The 19,885-nt window shown below is 40.4% G+C and carries 12 protein-coding genes; 5 read left to right on the forward strand and 7 right to left on the reverse strand.

Annotated elements, in window-relative coordinates; genetic code table 11:
- Positions 1–11: 11 nt before the first annotated feature.
- From htpG to GGQ60_RS20255, 6 genes are all read right to left on the reverse strand, one after another.
- Positions 12–1,898 (reverse strand): molecular chaperone HtpG, encoded by a 1,887-nt coding sequence (gene htpG / locus GGQ60_RS20230; RefSeq protein ID WP_221236012.1) that lies wholly within the window; start codon positions 1,896–1,898, stop codon positions 12–14.
- 141 nt (positions 1,899–2,039) lie between these two features.
- Positions 2,040–2,432: a response regulator gene (locus GGQ60_RS20235; protein ID WP_183767810.1), complete on the reverse strand. Its 393-nt coding sequence runs from the start codon at positions 2,430–2,432 to the stop codon at positions 2,040–2,042.
- 108 nt (positions 2,433–2,540) lie between these two features.
- A complete protein-coding gene (locus GGQ60_RS20240) occupies positions 2,541–3,404 on the reverse strand; it encodes an N-acetylglucosamine kinase (protein ID WP_229685171.1) in 864 nt (287 codons plus the stop codon).
- Between the two features lie 395 nt (positions 3,405–3,799).
- Positions 3,800–5,110: a TolC family protein gene (locus GGQ60_RS20245; RefSeq protein WP_183767812.1), complete on the reverse strand. Its 1,311-nt coding sequence runs from the start codon at positions 5,108–5,110 to the stop codon at positions 3,800–3,802.
- Between the two features lies 1 nt (position 5,111).
- Positions 5,112–8,222, reverse strand: coding sequence for an efflux RND transporter permease subunit (locus GGQ60_RS20250; RefSeq protein WP_183767814.1), 3,111 nt, complete (start codon positions 8,220–8,222; stop codon positions 5,112–5,114).
- Complete coding sequence (locus GGQ60_RS20255) at positions 8,219–9,322, reverse strand: efflux RND transporter periplasmic adaptor subunit (protein WP_183767816.1); 1,104 nt, start codon at positions 9,320–9,322, stop codon at positions 8,219–8,221. The genes GGQ60_RS20250 and GGQ60_RS20255 overlap by 4 nt, the downstream gene beginning before the upstream one ends.
- A 426-nt stretch (positions 9,323–9,748) precedes the next feature.
- Here GGQ60_RS20255 and GGQ60_RS20260 point away from each other — a divergent pair, with 426 nt between their 5' ends.
- Entirely contained in the window at positions 9,749–11,527 is a 1,779-nt protein-coding gene (locus tag GGQ60_RS20260) for a M61 family metallopeptidase (protein WP_229685172.1), read from the forward strand.
- A 95-nt stretch (positions 11,528–11,622) separates the two neighbouring features.
- Here GGQ60_RS20260 and GGQ60_RS20265 read toward each other — a convergent pair whose 3' ends face one another.
- A complete protein-coding gene (locus GGQ60_RS20265; RefSeq protein WP_183767820.1) occupies positions 11,623–12,087 on the reverse strand; it encodes a hypothetical protein in 465 nt (154 codons plus the stop codon).
- A gap of 256 nt (positions 12,088–12,343) precedes the next feature.
- On the opposite strand from GGQ60_RS20265, the gene GGQ60_RS20270 reads away from it, so the two are divergent.
- The 4 genes from GGQ60_RS20270 (at position 12,344) to GGQ60_RS20285 (ending at position 19,802) form a co-directional block, all read left to right on the forward strand.
- Positions 12,344–14,113, forward strand: a complete 1,770-nt coding sequence (locus GGQ60_RS20270) for an AMP-dependent synthetase/ligase (RefSeq protein ID WP_183767822.1) — start codon at positions 12,344–12,346, stop codon at positions 14,111–14,113.
- Between the two features lie 48 nt (positions 14,114–14,161).
- Positions 14,162–15,583: a TlpA family protein disulfide reductase gene (locus GGQ60_RS20275; RefSeq protein WP_183767823.1), complete on the forward strand. Its 1,422-nt coding sequence runs from the start codon at positions 14,162–14,164 to the stop codon at positions 15,581–15,583.
- Between the two features lie 94 nt (positions 15,584–15,677).
- A complete protein-coding gene (ggt, locus tag GGQ60_RS20280) occupies positions 15,678–17,399 on the forward strand; it encodes a gamma-glutamyltransferase (protein ID WP_183767824.1) in 1,722 nt (573 codons plus the stop codon).
- A 66-nt stretch (positions 17,400–17,465) separates the two neighbouring features.
- Entirely contained in the window at positions 17,466–19,802 is a 2,337-nt protein-coding gene (locus GGQ60_RS20285) for a GAF domain-containing protein (RefSeq protein ID WP_183767825.1), read from the forward strand.
- Positions 19,803–19,885: the final 83 nt, after the last annotated feature.

Consider the following 19,885-nt stretch of genomic DNA (forward strand, 5'->3'; position numbering starts at 1 on the left):
TGATATCCTGATTAGATGAGTTCTACGCTTCTGCTAACAAAAGCGGTTAAATCTGCACCAGTTAACATCCCTTGTGCTAAAAGTGCCAAATCTACCGCTTGCTTGGCGAGGTTGCTTTGCTCTTCTCCTTCAGCTTTTAAAATTTTACTCACCAATTTATGGTTTCCGTTAATGGCAACCTTGTAATTATCCGGCATTTGGCCATAAAAGCTCATTCCACCACCCATTGCAGCCATATCTTTCATTCTGCGCATAAATTCATCCATGGTAATGGTAACCGGCAATTCTTCAGGATGTAAGGCTACAACCTCTACATGCATCCCTGGTTTGGTCACTGCTTTTTCAAAAATGGCCGTTAATTCTTTTACCTGATCTTCGCTTAATACATGCTCATTCTGCTCATCTTTCTCAATTAACTTGTCGGCAACCCCCGAATCTACACGTTTAATCGATGTTTTCTCCAGTTTTTGCTCTAACTGATTGATAAAATGATTGTCAATAGGCGAATCCAATACCAGAACATCATAATCTTTTTTATTTGCCGATTGGATAAAGGCATCCTGCTTGGCAGCATCGTTGGTATATAAATAAACCACCGTACCGTTTTTATCTGTTTGTAAAGGAGCTACCTTTTCTTTGTACTCAGGAAGTGTGAAAAGTTCATTTTTAGTATTTCCAACTAAAGCAAAATCTTTAGCTTTATCATAAAACTTCTCTTCACTGATCATGCCATATTTAACAAATAAACCGATGTCTTTCCATTTATCTTCATAAGCTTTACGGTCTTTTGCAAAAAGTTCCGCTAATTTATCGGCAACCTTTTTAGTAATGTAATTGTTGATCTTTTTAACATTGCTATCGGCTTGTAGGAAGCTACGGGATACGTTTAACGGAATATCTGGCGAATCGATTACACCATGCAATAACATTAAAAATTCCGGTACAATATCTTTAACCTCATCGGTAATGAAAACCTGGCGCGAGTAAAGTTTGATTTTGTTGCGCTGTATTTCGAAGTCGTTTTTCAATTTAGGGAAATACAGTACGCCGGTTAAATTAAACGGATAATCGACATTGAGGTGGATCCAGAATAATGGCTCGTCGCTAAACGGATATAATTCGCGGTAAAAACTTAAATAATCCTCATCTGACAAATCTGCAGGAGCTTTTGTCCAGATAGGGTTGGTGGTATTAATGATGTTATCTACTTCAACACTCTTGAATTTTGCTTTACCCTCTTCATCAACACCGTCTTCAACAGATTCTGTTTTAGTACCAAATTTAATCGGAACTGGTAAGAATTTAGCATATTTATCGAGAATACCCTGAAGCTTGCTCTCTTCTAAAAATTCTTCAGAATCTTTGTTAATATGTAAGATGATATCGGTACCACGGGTGGTTCTGGTACCTTCCGTAATTTCAAATTCGGTACTGCCATCGCAAACCCAACGCGCAGGTTCCGCACCATCCTGGTAGGATAACGTCTGAATCTCGACTAAATCTGCAACCATAAAGGCTGAGTAAAAACCTAAACCGAATTTACCGATGATTTCATTGGCATCTTTAGCATCTTTAAATTTTTCTACAAACTCACTTGCGCCTGAAAATGCAACCTGGTTAATGTATTTTTTTATCTCTTCGGCAGTCATACCCAAACCATTGTCGCTGATGGTAATGGTTTTCGCATCCTTATCAACCGCAACCTGTACCAATGGTGCACCAACTTCTCCATTAAACTGACCTAATGAAGCCAGTCTTTTAATCTTTTGGACTGCATCTACTGCATTGGAAACCAATTCACGAAGAAAGATTTCGTTATCAGAATATAAAAACTTCTTAATAATCGGGAAGATATTCTCGGTATGTATCGAGATGTTTCCTTTTTCCTGTATGCTCATACGTAAATAAATTGTTTAAATCTACTTCCGACCTAACAAGGGTTGTTCCAAAAGGATTTGTTTGCCAAAATGACAGATTAGCAGAAAAGAGAAAGCCAAAAAACGGCATGTTCTTTGGCTTAAAATCGTATATGATGTACTCTAATTTAAAAGAAAACTCGGTTTATCTTCTTCAAGGGAAAGAATTTTACTGATTTTTTTAAGCAGCACATCCATTTGAAACGGTTTTGACAAGAAATCGTCCTGGCCGTAGTTTAAAGTTGTAAAATCTTTTGGGTCATATAAACCGGAAATAAGCAAAATTGGAATTTTCGCCGTGCTTTCAATCGATTTTAACTGTTCGCATAATACGCGCCCGTCTATATGCCCCAGAGAAATGTCCAAAAGGATTAAATCAGGACTAAATTTTTCAATTCTGTTAAAAATCTCCTCACCATCATTCAGTGACGAAACTTTAAACCCTCCAATTTCCAGTATTAATTGTATGGTTTCTAAAACCTCAATATCATCGTCTACAACCAGTATTCTCTTCATATGTGTTAGCAATTATATGCTGTTAAGCTTATAACAAACGTTTGTGTCGATATGTTTACAATCTTAAGCATATTTTAACAATTTATTATGGCTTAAGTAGATTTTGATTTAACTGACTTGCTGTATAACGCCTTCTTTCTGCAAAATGAAGTTAAACAGCTCATCGATAGGTTTTTGTAAAATTTTACCAGGCTCGATTCCGTTTTCTACCAAGACTGAAACCAGGACATCCTGATAATAATAGGCAATTGACCCTACAAAATGGCAGGGTACGCTTTTATGTTTGGGGTAGTCTTTAATATTCGTATCTATAAATTCCTGAAAGCCTGTTCTTAAAATATCCTGAATAAACGGATGCTCTTTATGGCTGGCCATAAAGCGGCTAAAGCCTGCCAGGTAAATGTTTGGGAAAGGTTTTTGATACACATTGGTGATGATCTGCTCTTTCTCTGCCGGATAAGATTTTTTAAATTCTGCCGCCAAAGTTGATGGCATTTTATTATACAGATAGCTTAGAAGTACCTTTTTACCAAAAAAGGTACCGGAACCCTCATCGCCCAGAACATAACCTAAGCCATGATGCCCATCGTGGATTTTTTTTCCATCAAAATAACAGATGTTCGAGCCGGTACCCAAAATACAGTTTAAACCTTCTGCATTTCCGCAGGTAGCATAAACAGAGCCCAGAAGATCGTGGTCTACCGAAATAAAGGCATTACCAAAAATGGCCGAGAGGCCATTTGAAACAACCTCATGTTTATCGGGCGAAGAACAACCGGCTCCAAAAAAGTAGATTTCTTTTACCTCATCAGCGTATTGCAACAAGGATTCATTTTTAGAAATCAGCTTGGTTATTTCTTGTTCACTTAAGAAATAAGGGTTTATTCCGGGGGTGCTAAATTTAATGGTCTCGCCATTATGATAGCCCATCCAATCGGTTTTCGATGAGCCACTGTCTGCAACAAGTATCATGGGACTAAATATAAAAATTAATTATAGAATTTTATACTTGAAATAATTTCTTTACTTCTAAAGTGCTGTTCCGTTTAGTTGTGTTTTTGTGCTAATGTGCAATCGTTGCTAAAAAAACAGGTTATTACCTAAATTTAGCTTTTATGATATCGAAACCATCGTAATTATTAGTCAGTTGAGGCTATATTTCTTTCATAATCTCTCATTTAGCAGATTACACTTTTCATTTCGCCATCATTTAAACAAATAGGAGTTGTTTTAAATACTCCCTTTTGGCATATGTAGCCAAATAGATTGGCAGGGGTTAACGTATTCGTGCAGCTAAACCGCTAACAATAACTGATGAACTTTATTATTTATACCTTTTTAAACGAATTCAGGCAATTTCTCAGCAACTAATTTCCTAAATCGATATTTCCACTGATTTCTTTCAGTGTAGTTTCGGCTACTTTGGCCTGGTATTGCATTTCGATAAAACGGTTTTGTGCATCAATGGCATTTCGCTGTGCCTCTCTTAATTCTAAAGGAGCGATGCTGCCCAAACGGTACTTTGCCAATGTAATCGCTAAATTTTCTTTTGCAATATCTACATTTCGCTGCTCCAGTTTAATCAGGTCTAAATAGGTGCTATAATTTTCGTAAGCAGTGAGCAACTGTGCATTCACATCCAGCTTGGCCTTACTCAGGTTAAGGGTAGAATTATCGACCTCTATTTTTGCATTGCGTTCTTGTTGACGCTGTAAAAAACCGTTAAATAAATTTATACTTGCCGTAACACCGTAGGTAAAACCGTTTGCTGCAAATTTTTGGTTAAAACCTGTAGGACTGGTACTATTTGCCCTGCTGTAACCTGAATTTAAGCTAACGGATGGATATCGTGCCCCACGGACAGATTTTAAATTTAAGGAAGCTATACGTTGATTAATAAAGGCATTCTGGACGTTAGGGTTCTGCTGTCCGGCTATTTCCGCCATTTTGCTAAACAGGATACCCTCATCCACATCAATGCTATCTGTAACAGTAAAGGAGGTGCCAATATCTCTGACCATTAATTGGTTTAAACGCACTTTGGCTACCTGCAGCGCATTTTTGGTCTGCAGATAATTTGAAGTATCGGTATTATAATCAACCTGTGCCGTTAAAACATCCAATTTAGAGCCACGGCCAAGCTGTAATTTGGTTTTGGCAATGTTGGTACGCAATACCGAAACATCCATAGCACTATCGGCTGCTCTAACCAATTGTTGTTGTCTTACAACATCGTAATAAGCCGTAATTACATCAGCTACAGTGGTTAAAATGGTTAAACGGGAATTTAATTCGCCCTGTTTTTGCAGTTCTTTCAAACGATCGTAATTGGCAAACATCCTAAAACCATCAAAAATGGTCCAGTTCAGATCAACTCCATAACTATTATTGGTACTCTTGGCACCTGTAATTACCCGGTCAGGACCAGTTGCAGGGGTTTGCCGGGTATTCTGGATACTTCCTCCATTGGTATAATTTCCAGTTAAGTTAGGTAACATGCCCGCATTGCCTATATTAGCATTGTTCTTTGCTATATCGATCTGGTTTTTACTGATTTTGATGTCGTAATTATGCGCTAAAGCAAGGGTAATGGCTTCCTTCAGGCTTAGCTTTTCTTGTGCAAAGCCCGAAAGCGATAAGCTAATCAGGAGGATAACTGTTCTTAATTTCTTGCTCATCTTATTCTTCTGTATGTAAAGCTTCCTGTTCAAAACGATGGGCTTCTTTTAATTCTTTATTTGGTTTATAAGGTTTGGCCCAATAAGAGTAAATGGCCGGTATAACAAATAGGGTTAATACCAAAGAGAACAAGGTGCCACCTACGATTACCGTTCCCATACTCATCCTGCTTTTTGCTGCCGCCCCCAATGCAAGTGCAATAGGTAAGGCCCCAATGGCAATGGCCAAACTCGTCATTAAAATCGGGCGCAAACGCGAAACCGCCGCTTCCCTAATGGCCTCTGGAATGGCAATACCTTTTTCTTTAAGTTGGTTGGCAAACTCCACAATTAAAATACCGTTCTTAGTAACCAAACCAATAAGCATAATAGTGCCAATCTGACTGAAGATGTTCCAGCTCTGGCCGCATAGCCAAAGGGATAGAAAGGCTCCGGCAACGGCCATTGGAACGGTTAAAATGATAATAATTGGGTCTTTAAAGCTTTCGAATTGCGCCGAAAGGATTAAATAAACAAGGAGCAGGGCCAAACCGAATGCAAAGAAGGTATTTGAAGAACTTTCTTTAAAATCGCGCGATTCGCCACTTAAATCGGTCGAGAAAGTCTCGTCCAGTACTTTTTTAGCAATCGCATCCATCGCATCTATACCCTCGCCAATACTCTTGCCCGGCGCTAAACCTGCCGAAACGGTAGCGGCAATAAAACGGTTGTTCCGGTAAAGCTGTGGCGGACTGCTTTCTTCTTTAGCGGTAACCAGGTTATCAAGCTGAATCAATTCGCCCTTATCATTCCGAACATACACCGAACTCAGATCCAGCGGATCTTTCCTGTCACCCCGGTCGAACTGACCAATTACCTGGTACTGTTTACCATTCATAAAAAAGTAAGAGAACCTTTGGCCACTCAGGCCTAAATTCAGGGTTTGTGCAATTGCAGAGATAGAGACCCCCAAATTTTTGGCTTTGTCCCGGTCGATCGTCAGGTTAATTTCGGGCTTGTTAAATTTCAGGTTCACATCCGATACAGTAAAAGTAGGATCTTTCGATACTGCATCCATAAACAAAGGAATTTTTTCCCTTAGCTTTTCGAAATTCTGCGCCTGTATAATATAACTGATCGGTAAGCCACCACGGCGGCCAACTGAGATGGTAGGCTGTTGGTTAACGATCGTTTTACCTTCTGTATATTTTTTAGTTACCCTGGTAAGCATATCTGCGATATCCTTTTGTGAACGTTTACGTTCTTCGGGATTGACTAAACCCATCCTTACAAAACCGGAATTTACTGAACCTGAACCCCCAAAACCAGGTGAGGTGATGGTAATATTCACGTTTTTTTCCAGAACAGAATCGATCACCAATTGGTTCAGTTTCATGATAAACCGGTCGGTATAAGTAAAAGATGCACCTTCAGGGGTGGTTACATTGATGTTGATTGCACTTCTGTCATCGTAAGGAGCCGTTTCTTTTGGTAAAATCTTCCAGAATAAGAAAATTAAACCCATACATACCAGGATAATCGGGATGGAAAGCCACCTTTTATCTAAAAATTTATTCAAATTCGATCCGTAGGCATCGTTCAGCTTGATAAAATAAGGCTCTGTCCAGTTGTAAAACTTCGATGGTTTATGACCACCCTTTTTCATCAGGTAGGCATTTAGCATGGGTGTTAAAGTAAGGGATACAAAAGCCGAAACCAATACAGCAGCACCGATTACCACCCCGAACTCTCTAAACAAACGGCCAACAAAACCCTGCAGGAAAATTACCGGTAAGAATACTGCCGCAAGGGTAATGGAAATGGAGATTACCGCGAAAAAGATTTCGTTCGATCCTTTTATGGCCGCTTCAAATGGCGACATGCCTTCTTCTACCTTTTTAAAGATATTTTCAGTAACCACAATACCATCATCAACCACCAGACCGGTTGCCAGTACAATGGCCAGTAAACTCAATACGTTTATCGAAAAGCCAAAGGCATACATGATAAAAAAAGTGAAAATGAGTGACACCGGAATATCGATCAATGGCCTGAAAGCGATGGCCCAGTCTCTAAAAAACAGGTAGATAATTAAAATTACCAGTACCAGCGATAAACCAATGGTTTCGGCCACTTCAGTTACCGAACGCTTGATGAAAAGGGTATTATCCAATGCAACCTTCAGTTTAATATCCTGGGGTATATCGGCTTTTAGTTTATCAAAACGTTTATAAAATTCTTTGCTGATATCGAGGTAGTTAGCCCCAGGCTGAGGGATAATGGCAATGGCCACCATGGGCCTGCCGGATTCGCGCAGGATGGTTTCCTCATTTTCCGGTCCTAAAACTGCATAACCCACATCTTTTAATTTAACCACCTGATTGCTGTCGGCTCTTAAGATCAGGTTGTTAAACTCACTTTCGTTGGTTAGTTTTCCTAAGGTTTTAACGGTTAGTTCAGTGGTAGCCCCGGTAATTTTTCCTGAAGGGAGCTCTACATTCTCATTATCCAAGGCGGTAACAATATCCTGCGAGGTTAAGCCGTAGGCACTTAGTTTATTTGGATCCATCCAGATCCGCATAGCATACTTCCTCTGGCCCTGGATTTGTACACTACTTACCCCGGGAATGGTTTGGATACGGTCGGCAATTACGTTTTCAGCGAAATCGCTTAGCTCCAGTGTGTTGCGTTTATCGCTCTGGATTGTCATCGATAAAATCGGATCGGAGTTGGCATCAGCCTTACTGACTACCGGTAAACCGTCTATATCTTTAGGTAAAGTTCTTGCCGCTTGCGATACTTTATCACGAACATCATTTGCGGCTTCTTCTATATTTTTATCGAGGTTAAACTCTATGGTAATATTGCTCGTTCCCTGGTTACTCGATGAAGAAATATTCCGGATCCCATCGATCGCATTGATCGATTTTTCCAAAGGTTCGGTAATCTGCGATTCGATGATATCAGAGTTCGCGCCTGGATAAGAGGTTCTTACCGAAACTACAGTCGGATCAATCGAAGGGTATTCGCGAACGCCCAGAAAAGTATAGCCAATAATGCCAAAAAGAACAATCAATAAGTTCATCACAATGGCCAAAACCGGCCGTTTTATGCTCGTAGTGGAGATACTCATAATTTTTCTTTAGCCAAATGAACTTTTACAGGAGCATCTTTCTTTAAGGCCATCGATCCGGTGGTCAGCACGGTGTCTCCGGCTTTTAATCCCGAAGTAATAACAATATTTTCATCCGTACGGGTTCCGGCCTCTACCTTAACTTCCTGCGCTTTCCCATTTTTTTGGATATACACAATTTTGCCTTTTAAAACCGGAACAACCGCTTCGTTTGGAATGAGAATGGCGTTTTGAAGGGTGTTAAGCGCAAGCTTAATTTTAGCAAAAGATCCTGGCAATAATGCCTGATCTGCATTAGGTGCCAAAGCCCTGATCTGTAATGTACGGGTAGCCGCATTAATTCCGGGCTCTATTGCGTAAACCTTTCCCTTATTTTCTTTGGAAGAGCCATCCGTAGTAAATATGATTTCTGAGTTCACTTTAATCTGCCCTGCGTATTTCTCCGGAACGGAAAAAGTAACTTTAACTGGGTTGGTGCTTACCAGGTTGGCAATTACCATTGCCGGGGTTAAATAAGTTCCTTCAGAGATATTGCGCAAACCTATTCTGCCGCTAAAAGGAGCACGAATGGTGGTTTTTGCCAGCTGCGCCCTGATTAATTGTGCCTGGGCCTGCAACGATTTTAAATCTGCGAGGGCTGTATCGTATTCTTCCTGGCTTATTGCACCTTTAGCTAACAATTGTTTTGCCCGGTTCTCGTTTGTACCCGAAAGTTTTTGTTTGGTCAGCGCATCCTGCAATTGTGCCTGTATATCCCTGTCGTTTACCTTTACCAATACGCTTCCTTTTGATACCGTGGCACCCTCCCGAAAATAAATTCCGGTAACGAGCCCCGATACTTCGCTTTTTAGGGCAACCGATTCGTTTGCATCAATGGCGCCGGTAATTTCAAGGTCGTTATCGAACGATACCGGTTTTACCACAATACCGTCTACTACCAGTGGTGCCGATTTTCCGTCTTTACCTCCCGTTTTACCTTTTCCGGCACCAGCTGACGGCCCGCCTTTTCCTTCAAGTTTTTTGTTGGCGTTAATCCTGTAATAAACCAAATAAGCTAAGCCTATGGCTAAAACAGCATAGATGAAATACCTTTTCTTCATGTTTATATTTGTGTCGTGCGTATTTTGAGCATTAAAATAAGATTAATGTTTTGGCATTAGAGAGCAAAAATATTCAAATAGTTTAGTCCTAAAATTGTTGTATTAAGGATGTTACCGATTTTCAGTTTGGAGTTGGCAGTTTTCAGTTGGGTGTTAAGCCGGCCTGGAACAGGATGTAATTGGCATTTATATGCTACAACTAAGCTGTAGGGAAGAAAGACAATTGATTTTTATGGTTTAATTGGCTAAAAGACTGTCAACCATTAACTATGAACCACTGAAACAGAAACAACTATTTTACACCATATTTAGCTATTTTATATTAAAACCCCATCAATAAATCTAAATTTGCAGCAAAACACAGTCAATATCAATATGTTTAACAAAAAATCAATTTTAAGTTTAGTTTTACTACTAACGTGTATTATGGCAGCGAAGGCACAGGTAAAAATAGGCTTTGAGGTTTCTTTTAAAGAACCGCAAGCGCATTATGCAGAAGTAAGGATGAATATTTCTGGCCTGGTAAAAGATTATGTAGATGTAAAAATGCCGGTTTGGACACCGGGTTCTTATCTGGTTCGGGAATTTGAAAAAAGTGTGGAAGAATTTAAGGCTACTGCAGCAGGTAAACCCGTAAAAATTGAAAAAGTAAGGAAAAACACCTGGAGAATTTTTTCGGCTAAAGCCGCCAATATCCAGATCAGCTACCGTGTTTATGCATTTGAAATTTCTGTGCGTACCCCTTTTATCGACGAATCTCATGCTTTCTTATCCCCAACAGGAATTTTTATGCATCCTGATGGGATGATCAATTCGCCAAGTACCGTTAAAATTATTCCTTTTACTACCTGGAGCAAAGTTTCAACCGGTTTAACTCCGGTTGCAGGTGAGCAGTTTACCTATAAAGCAGCCGATTTTGATATTTTGTATGATAGCCCGATCGAAGTAGGCAACCAGGATACCTTTGAGTTTACAGCTGCCGGTGTTCGCCATGAAGTAGCGATGTATGGCGGAGGTAACTACGACAAAGAAAAACTTAAGGTTGATATGGCCAAAATTGTAGAAAAAGAAACAGAGGTTTATGGCGAAAATCCGAATAAATACTACCTGTTTATTGTTCATAACTTTTTAAAAGGAGGCGGGGGGTTAGAGCATTTAAACTCAACTACTTTGGGAGCTACCCGGAATGCCTACAATACGGCCGAGGGTTATAAAGGATTTTTATCTTTGGTGGCACATGAATATCACCACCTTTGGAATGTTAAACGTTTGCGCCCGGTTGCATTGGGCCCGTTTGACTACGACAACGAAAATTACACCACCAATCTTTGGGTAGCTGAAGGCTTTACATCCTACTACGAAAATAAATACCTGCACAGAGCCGGATTTACCGATGTAAATGAATTTTTGAAAGATTTGGTTGGCGGCGTAGGTACCGTATTAAATACGCCAGGTGCGAAATATCAATCTGCCGCTTCATCAAGTTATGATGCCTGGATTATTGGTTACCGCCCGAACGAAAACTCTAAAAACAATTCGATTTCTTATTATAACAAAGGTGAGGTAATCGGTATTTTAATGGATCTTGAAATCATTAATGCCACAAAAGGAGCTAAAAGCTTAGATGATGTGATGAAAGCGATGTACCTGCAATGTAAAACGCTAAAACGCGGTTATACGGATGCAGAGTTTAAAGCTATGGTCGAAAAAATAGCTGGAATCAGCTTTACCAATTTTTGGGCAAAATATGTTAACGGGGTAGATGATGTGGAATATGTAAAATACTTTGGCTATGCCGGTGTAGAGGTATCAGCAGAAAATGCAACACCAGGTAAGCCGGTTACGGGTGCTTCCGGACAATTAACCAACGATGGTTTGGTAATTACTTCTACCGTAAGGAACTCTGCAGCCTGGATCAATGGTTTAAACGTAAATGATGTGGTACTCAGTTTAGATGATACCTCATTAAGAGATGCGCTATCAACGGTAAGGTTAAAAAGCCCTATGTTATCTTTAGATGTGATTCCTTTGGTGGCCAAAAAGAATATTGGCGATGTATTGAAAGTCAAAGTAATCCGTGACGGACTTGAGAAAGAAATTTCTTTAACCTTAAAAGAAAATCCTACGGTAAGATTAAAAGCAACCGTTAACGAAAATGCAACACCTGCACAAAAGGCGGTGTTAAAAAAATGGACGGGGATTTAGCCTGGAGTCTTGAGCTCATGGCATAAAAAATCCCGTAAGATGAATTTCTTACGGGATTTTTGTTTTCTAATTTATGCTTAGCGCCATGCGTTTTGCTAGAAAGTATATCTAAAGCCTAAACCAAATCTGCCGGCATTAAAGTCACTGTCGTTAGATCCGATATAAAGTCTTGGTCTCCAGTCTAAGGCAAGTGCCAAAGGCGCTCCTGAAAATTTATAATCTAAACCAACCATTGGTACCAGGTAGAAGCTAGAACCACCATCATACAATTGAACAGATGGACCACCGCCAATATACCAATCTAAACCTCTTGCTCCCGGAATTGAAGCATTATACTGTAAAAATCCCTGAATAACTGTTGAGTTACCACCAAAAAGCACATCGCCCTGGATAGCTGCTTTAGGGCTAAAGTGATGTCTGATCGATGGACCAACCAATGTAGCGCCATCCCCGAAATCGATACCTAAACCTAATCCGGTTTTATAGTTTTGAGCTTTAACGGTTGTTGTACTCAGGGCAAATAATGCAATGCATCCTAAAATTGTAAATAACTTTTTCATAATTGATATGTTTTTGTAAAATAATTATCAGCCTAACAACTTTAATGCCGTTTCTGTTTTTAAGGTCAAAATCTCGAAAGATTAAAAAACAATGCTTGCATAGTAATTTTGTAATTACTAAGTTTAGTATTAAATTTTTTAATCCTAATAAATACAGCTCCTGGCAAAGCAGGATGGTATTATTTAAATTAAAAAGTACATAATGCTCAATCTTAATGATTGATTTTTTTAACTTAACCAAATAATAACAACTCATATGGCGGCAAAAATTACACGGGTTTTTGATCTTTTGAAGTACAGCCTCGAAAATCCTAAGGACGAATTCATCAGCGGAAAAATTAAAGGAGAATGGATAAATTATAGTACAGCCGATTTTTGTAATGCGGTTGATAATTTGAGTCGTGGGTTAATTAAACAAGGCATCAAAAAAGGAGGAAGAGTGGCCGTAATGTCACATAACAGGCCAGAATGGAATATTGCCGATTTTGCCGTCAACCAGATCGGAGCTTACCAGGTGCCCTTATACCCAACGCTGGCCGAACATGATATCCAGTTTATATTAAAGGATGCAGCGGTGACGATTGTGTTTGTGGCCGACGAGGAATTGTATAAAAAAATAAAGCCCTGTATCGATGCCATAAACCCAGACATAAAGATTTATAGTTTCAACGAAATTGCCGAAGCCGAAAATTGGAAGGTGTTGATAAACGAGGGCCAGGCTGCTGCAGATATAAATCTGGATGATTACCGTTCGCAGGTTGAAGCCGAAGATGTTTTAACATTAATTTATACGTCGGGTACAACAGGTACCCCAAAAGGCGTAATGCTTACGCATGATAACCTGGTGGCCAACTTTGTCAACTCATCGGTATTGATTCCCGAAGGGGTTAAAAAGGGATTAAGCTTTTTGCCTTTATCGCACATTTTCGAGCGGATGATTATTTACCTGTACCTGTTTAATTCTACTGCGGTATACTACGCCGAAAGCATGGAAACCATTGTGGCCGATATTCAACATGTAAAACCCAACGTATTCTCTACCGTTCCGAGGTTGCTCGAGAAAGTGTACGATAAGATTATGGAGAAAGGGAAATCATTAACCGGTATTAAAAGAGGTATTTTCTTCTGGTCGGTTGCTTTGGCCGAAAAATACTCCGTTAACGCGGGCGCCTGGTATAACTTTAAACTGAGTATTGCCCGTAAACTGGTTTTTAAAAAATGGCAGGAAGCCCTGGGTGGAGAAATTGTGGTGATCGTATCAGGGGGAGCTGCACTGAATCCACGTTTAACACGTATTTTTTGGGCAGCGGGTATGCCGGTTTTCGAAGGTTACGGATTAACCGAAACCTCACCGGTAATTACAGTAAATCATTACGGCGGTATCATGTTCGGTACGGTGGGCGAGGTGATTAAAGGTGTTGAAGTTAAAATTGCCGAAGATGGCGAAGTATTAACCCGCGGACACCAGGTAATGAAGGGCTACTACAACCGGCCTGATTTAACCAGTGAAGCCATCGATCAGGATGGCTGGTTCCATACGGGAGATATCGGCGAAATGGTAGAGGGCCGCTTTTTAAAGATTACCGACCGCAAGAAAGAAATGTTCAAAACAGCTGGAGGCAAATATGTGGCCCCACAGATACTTGAAAATAAATATAAAGAATCGATCTTTATCGAACAGATTATGGTTCTGGGAGAGAACAGGAAATTCCCTTCTGCACTGATTGTACCTAACTTCGAAACCTTAAAAACCTGGGCGGGCAGGAAAGGCATTAGTTTTTCGGCAATAGAGGAGTTAATTAAAAATGAACAGGTTATTGCCAAATACAACGAAGTGATCGAAGCTGCCAACACAGGATTCGGTAAGTGGGAGCAGGTAAAAAGATTCGCTTTACTACCTAAGGAATGGAGCATTGATGGTGGTGAGCTCACGCCAAAATTAAGCCTGAAAAGAAAGATAATCACCGAAAAAAACAACGAAATAATTGAAAAGATATATAAAGATGCTGAGGGATATAAACCGTAAAAAGATTTCAGCATAAGAATTTAGAAAAGGCATAAGCCAGTCAAAATTATGAACCGGATTATTTTATTTATTTTATTAACTACAGCAGCGATAAATACTTCTGCCCAACAGGCAAAAATTACTATCAAGATACTGCATGCCAAAAATAATATACTTAAAATTCAAACCCCTGTTGATAATACCTGGTTTTATCCTGCTGTAAAGGAATTAAGTTTTGGTGCAGATAGTACAATACATTATTCTTTACCAATAAAAAACTTTGCATGGCTGAGTATCAATAATAACCAAATTTTAATTGAGCCAGGTACCACGAATTTGGTTTTGGATAATAATGTTTTGGTAAAAAGTGACCGGAATATGGAGGGAATGTTGCTTTTTAGCAAAAGGAATACTGAGTTTTATCAGTACAGGGCCCGAGATTATTACAAGAGAGACAGCACTTCGGCCGGTTTATATCAGTTGCTCGAAAATGATAAGAATGAAGTACTAAAGCCTTATGCCGGGCTGTTTTCCAGGCAAAAGATCTCCGCAAACTTTTATAACGAAATAAAAAGGTATTTTTCTGCGGAACAGGTCATTCTGCAAGCGGCCATCCCGATGATCGTTTTAAGTACGAAGCAAAAAATAAATAACGATTTGGATAAAATGTGGGCAGAGGTATACCAGAAACACCCGGTAGATAATGCTCAATATGTCTTTTATCCTGATTTTTACTACCATGCAAGATACTATGCCAGCACCTATCTTCATTATTATCTTCCTTTAAAAAAGGGGATAAAGCCATCGAAAAGAAACGAAGATGAAAGCCTGAAAAGCAACTATAAAAGCTTTGAAGATAATTTTAGCGGTAGAACAAAAGAATACCTTTTGGCTACCTTTCTTTATGATGAAATGTTGCAGAGTAATCATCAAAGAATTTTGCTTGATTTGTTCGACAACTTTAAATCTCACTATCCGAAAAGCAATTTTTCGCCCTTTTTACAACCATTGGCCAACAAAATTTTAGCTTACCAAAAGGATATAAAAAAGGATTATGCCGCAAATGAAAAATTTGTAGCCAATTATCCTGAAATTAACAGCTTAGACAGTTTAATAAACAGGTTTAAAGGCAAAACGGTATTTGTAGATATTTGGGCAACCTGGTGTGGACCATGTAAAGCTGAATTTGAATATAGTGCAGGTCTGGAAAAATTTCTACAAGCTAAAGGCGTTGAAATGTTATTTATTTCCATGGATAAGGATACGGAAGACCAAAGATGGAAAGAAATGATAAAATATTATAAACTTTCTGGTAATCATATCCGCACAAATAATGCCCTGCAGAAAGACTTAATTGATAAATTGTGGGAAGGTAAGGGCTACGCCATACCACGTTATTTAATTATTAAAGATGGGAAATTAGTTGTGAAAGATGCTTTAAGACCAAGTGACAAGGAAAAATTATATGCACAGATTGGTAAATATTTATAACTTTCCTGAAAAAGTATTCTTCTTTCTGAAAGCCAGGGTTAAATAAGAAATTGGTTACCGGAAAAAGACAATAAGCAATAAAAAATCGATAAACATGCTGAGAACGATAAAGCCCCTCAATAATTTTAAAAAATCGGTAAGCTACCTGGGCCTGGTGTTCTTATTAACAGGTTGTGTAACCGGGCAGCTGGGTAAAAATAATAGTGGTGAATATAAAAACGGCATGGTGGTTTCTGCCCATCCGGAAGCTTCGCAGGTTGGGGTAGATATTTTAAAAAAAGGAGGCAATGCAGTTGATGCTGCTGTTGCAGTACAGTTTGCCCTGGCGGTTGTTTATCCCAATGCCGGGAACATCGGCGGTGGCGGCTTTATGGTATACAGAGGTGCAAATGGCGAAATAAATGCTTTGGATTTTAGGGAGAAAGCTGCTGCGGCAGCGAGCAGGAATATGTACCTCGATGCTGCCGGTAACCCGATAGTAGATAAAAGTCTTTACGGACATTTGGCTGCCGGTGTACCCGGATCTGTTGATGGTATGGTAGAGGCCCATAAAAAATACGGGAAGCTAACCTGGGCACAGGTACTTCAACCTGCAATAGATTTAGCAACAAACGGATTCAACATTACGAACCGGCAGGCTGGCGAGCTGAACAGCTTGCACAGAAAATTAATGGATTTTAACCCTAACGGAACGGCACTCGTAAATTTAGAACATCCATGGCGCGAAAATGATGTATTGGTGCAGCAAGAATTGGCCAATACACTAAAGCTCATTCAGCAAAAGGGCAGGGCAGGCTTTTACGAAGGCGCTGTGGCCGATTCAGTGGTGGCCGAAATGCAACGCGGCAAAGGCTTAATTACCAAAGCAGATTTAAATAATTACCATTCAGCCTGGCGAAAACCCATTACCGGAAGTTATAAAGGCTATAAGATTATTACCATGCCTCCAACCAGCAGCGGAGGCATTGCCTTAATTCAGTTGCTGCAATCGGTAGAACCTTATCCTTTAAAAAAATGGGGGCACAATTCCGATTCAACCGTACAGGTAATTGTAGAGGCCGAGCGGCGGGTTTACGCAGACCGTGCCACGCATTTGGGAGATCCCGATTTTTATGCTGTTCCGCAACAGCAGTTATTAGAGGCCGCTTATAATAAAAACCGGATGGCAAATTTTAACTGGGCTGCGGCAACACCGAGCAGTACCATAATGGCCGGCGAAATTAAAGGCGCAGAACATGAAGAAACCACACATTTTTCTATAGTAGACCGTAATGGCAATGCCGTTTCGATTACCACCACATTAAACGGCTCTTATGGATCGTTGGTTGCCGTAAAGGGAGCAGGTTTTTTGCTGAACAACGAAATGGACGATTTTTCGGTTAAACCCGGTGCACCCAATATGTATGGCCTGGTTGGCGGCGAAGCCAATGCCATTGCACCCAATAAAAGAATGTTAAGCTCCATGACGCCCACTATTGTGGAGAAAGAAGGGAAGCTGTTTATGGTGGTGGGCACCCCCGGTGGTTCTACCATCATAACGTCGGTATTTCAGTCCATCATTAATGTAATCGATTTTGGCATGTCGATGCAACAGGCGGTGGCAGCTAAGAAATTTCATCACCAGTGGCTGCCTGATGAGGTATACGTAGAAAAAGATGCCATAGATAGCCTGGCCGCCCAAAAATTAAAGGCCAAAGGTTATTCTATTGTTGTAAAGGGACCTATTGGAAGGGTAGATGCCATTTTGAGGACAAAATGGGGTAACTATCAGGGCGGAGCAGACCCGCGGGGGGATGATAAGGCCGTTGGCTGGTAGTAGTGGTTCTTCATATTTTTCCTTCAGATTGGGTGTTTATAGGTTAAATTTGCTATTTTGCTTTAGATGAAAAAGCGCATATTTAATCTAGCCGTCAATTATCCGGATTTACCTGGCGTAGATTCTGCCATCTCTTTTGGGCCTTTCATAAAATACCTGCATCGAAAAATTAAAGAAGAGCAAACCGTCAAATCTGCGCTTTACCGCAATGCCCTTAAAGAATTTAAAAAGCAGGGAATAGATGATCAGGTTATTGCGCTGGAAGACATCTACTGGCATGAGTTATTGCTTGAACATATGTACGCCTGCCTTTCGCCCTCACTTCTGGCCGAAGATCAACTGGCCTGGGGCCTTTGTGCACCCATGCAGCCCATTACTTTTTACGGAACAGCACTGATGTATGAGCTGCTTGAGCATGAAGAAAAAGATCAGAGCACCTTTACCGGAACAAGAACGGCCGAGCAGCAACAGCGGGATCGGCTTCATTTTATCTATTCATTTATTCTTAACGAATTATATGCTTTCCATGTGCCCTTAAAGGAAAAATATCATTCGGGAATCAATTCAGATACTGCTTTGCCGGGCTATTTTCAGATTGGGGTAAATACGGGATTTATCGAGGTTAAAGCCGAGAAACCCTTGCCCCAACTCAGTTATAGGGAGTTACAGCAATGCTTAAGTGAAGAATCCGGACTTGATAAGCTGCAGCAAGTATTGCCCTTATCGCTTTTCGAACTCAGGGGCATTTCAGTACTGACGATTACCGATGTTACCGCAAGGCAGGCCGTCGAAAATATTAAAGCCGTAAGGTTGAGCCGTGTGCCGGGTAACGAAGTTTCGGCTTACTCGGCTGTAATTCAGTCGCTTAAGATACTGGTTCAGAATGCCAATATAGAGTTTGATCTTTTTCCTTTTGTAAGGGTTAACAATAAAATGGTTTATGGTTATGTGAAAGAAGGAAGTGGATTGCTTTTCTCGGTGTGGGGCGAAGAAACGCTGAGCCCTGAAGCTTTTCAGGAAATTGCCGAGAGCTATGCCGCAAATCCCAATTCATTTTACTCGCCCGATATCTGGGCCGAAAGCAGAGAAATGTTTCCCTGGTTAGCGCGCTTCAGAGAACTGAATGTAAAGTCGATGGCACTTTTACCGGTATTTCATAATCAGGTATTGGTTGGTGTATTGGGCATGCACACCTGGGTTGGCGAAACGTTCGACGAAAAGAAAATTACGCTGCTGGAGCAGGTGCTGGCACCCATTGCCCAGTTACTGCAGGTTTACATTGATGAATTTAACCTCGAGCTCGAAAATATCATTAAAGAGAAATATACTTCCATCCAGCCTGCTGTGCAATGGAAATTTAATGAAGCAGCCTGGCATTACCTGCGCAATAAGAAAAAGAATTTGCCGTTGCGTACCGAAGACATCAGCTTTACCGATGTTTATCCGTTTTATGGAGCGATAGATATCAGGAACTCGACAACCGAGAGAAATCTTGCCAGCAGAGCCGATCTTAATCTGCATTTAAGCCTGCTCCGCAATACGCTCGAACAGCTTCGTAAGACCTATAGCGATGCACTGCTTGTCGAAATCATCTTTAACTGTAATAAATGGAGTGCCATTTTGAATGACGATGAGCTGAATACCACCGAAGAAAACAGCCTCAATATTTTTCTCAATGAAGAAACCAGCGATTATTTGAGGCTTATTTCGCAATCGCACCCCAATACGAAAAGTATGATTGATCAGTACCTCGAAAGTATTTCAGTGCAAGGTGGCGTGGTATACAAAAACCGGCAGGCTTTAGAAACATCCATGCAGCTGATTAATACTGACATTAACAATTATTTCGAGGCCGAACGCGAAAAACTACAGGAATCTTTCCCTTGCTATTTCGAGAAATTCAGGACAGACGGAGTGGAATACGACATCTACATCGGGCAGTCTATTGCACCCGACCGTATTTTCAATCATTTTCACCTGAAGAACCTGCGTTTATGGCAACTTTCATCAATGGCGGCAATTGCAAAGATGGTGCGGCAGCGCCAGGCCGACCTGCCTGTTAAGCTGGCCACTACCCAATTAATTTTTATCCATAACCACCCGATCGATATCAGCTTCAGGATCGATGAGCGGAAATTTGATGTTGAAGGAGCTTACAACATCCGGTACCAGATGATTAAAAAAAGGATCGATAAAGTGCTTATCCGTAATTCTGATGAGCGGCTAACCCAACCTGATAAACTGGCACTCATTTATCTGAATAAACGCGATATAGACGACTACCTCCCGTTTGTAAAATATCTGCAGGAAACCGGGGTGTTGGGAGTTGAAAGCGAAGATCTTGATTTAGAAGACCTGCAGGGTTTAAGTGGATTGAAAGCCCTGCGTTTAGGCATTGTTTAAGGGATAAAAGCGGAGTATCTTCAATAAGTTACATTGCCCCGTTATGGCCAATTCTTCCCGTTTCTTATATTGCGTCAGCTAAC

Origin of the sequence: Pedobacter zeae (assembly GCF_014196715.1) — a bacterium.
GTDB lineage: Bacteria > Bacteroidota > Bacteroidia > Sphingobacteriales > Sphingobacteriaceae > Pedobacter > Pedobacter zeae.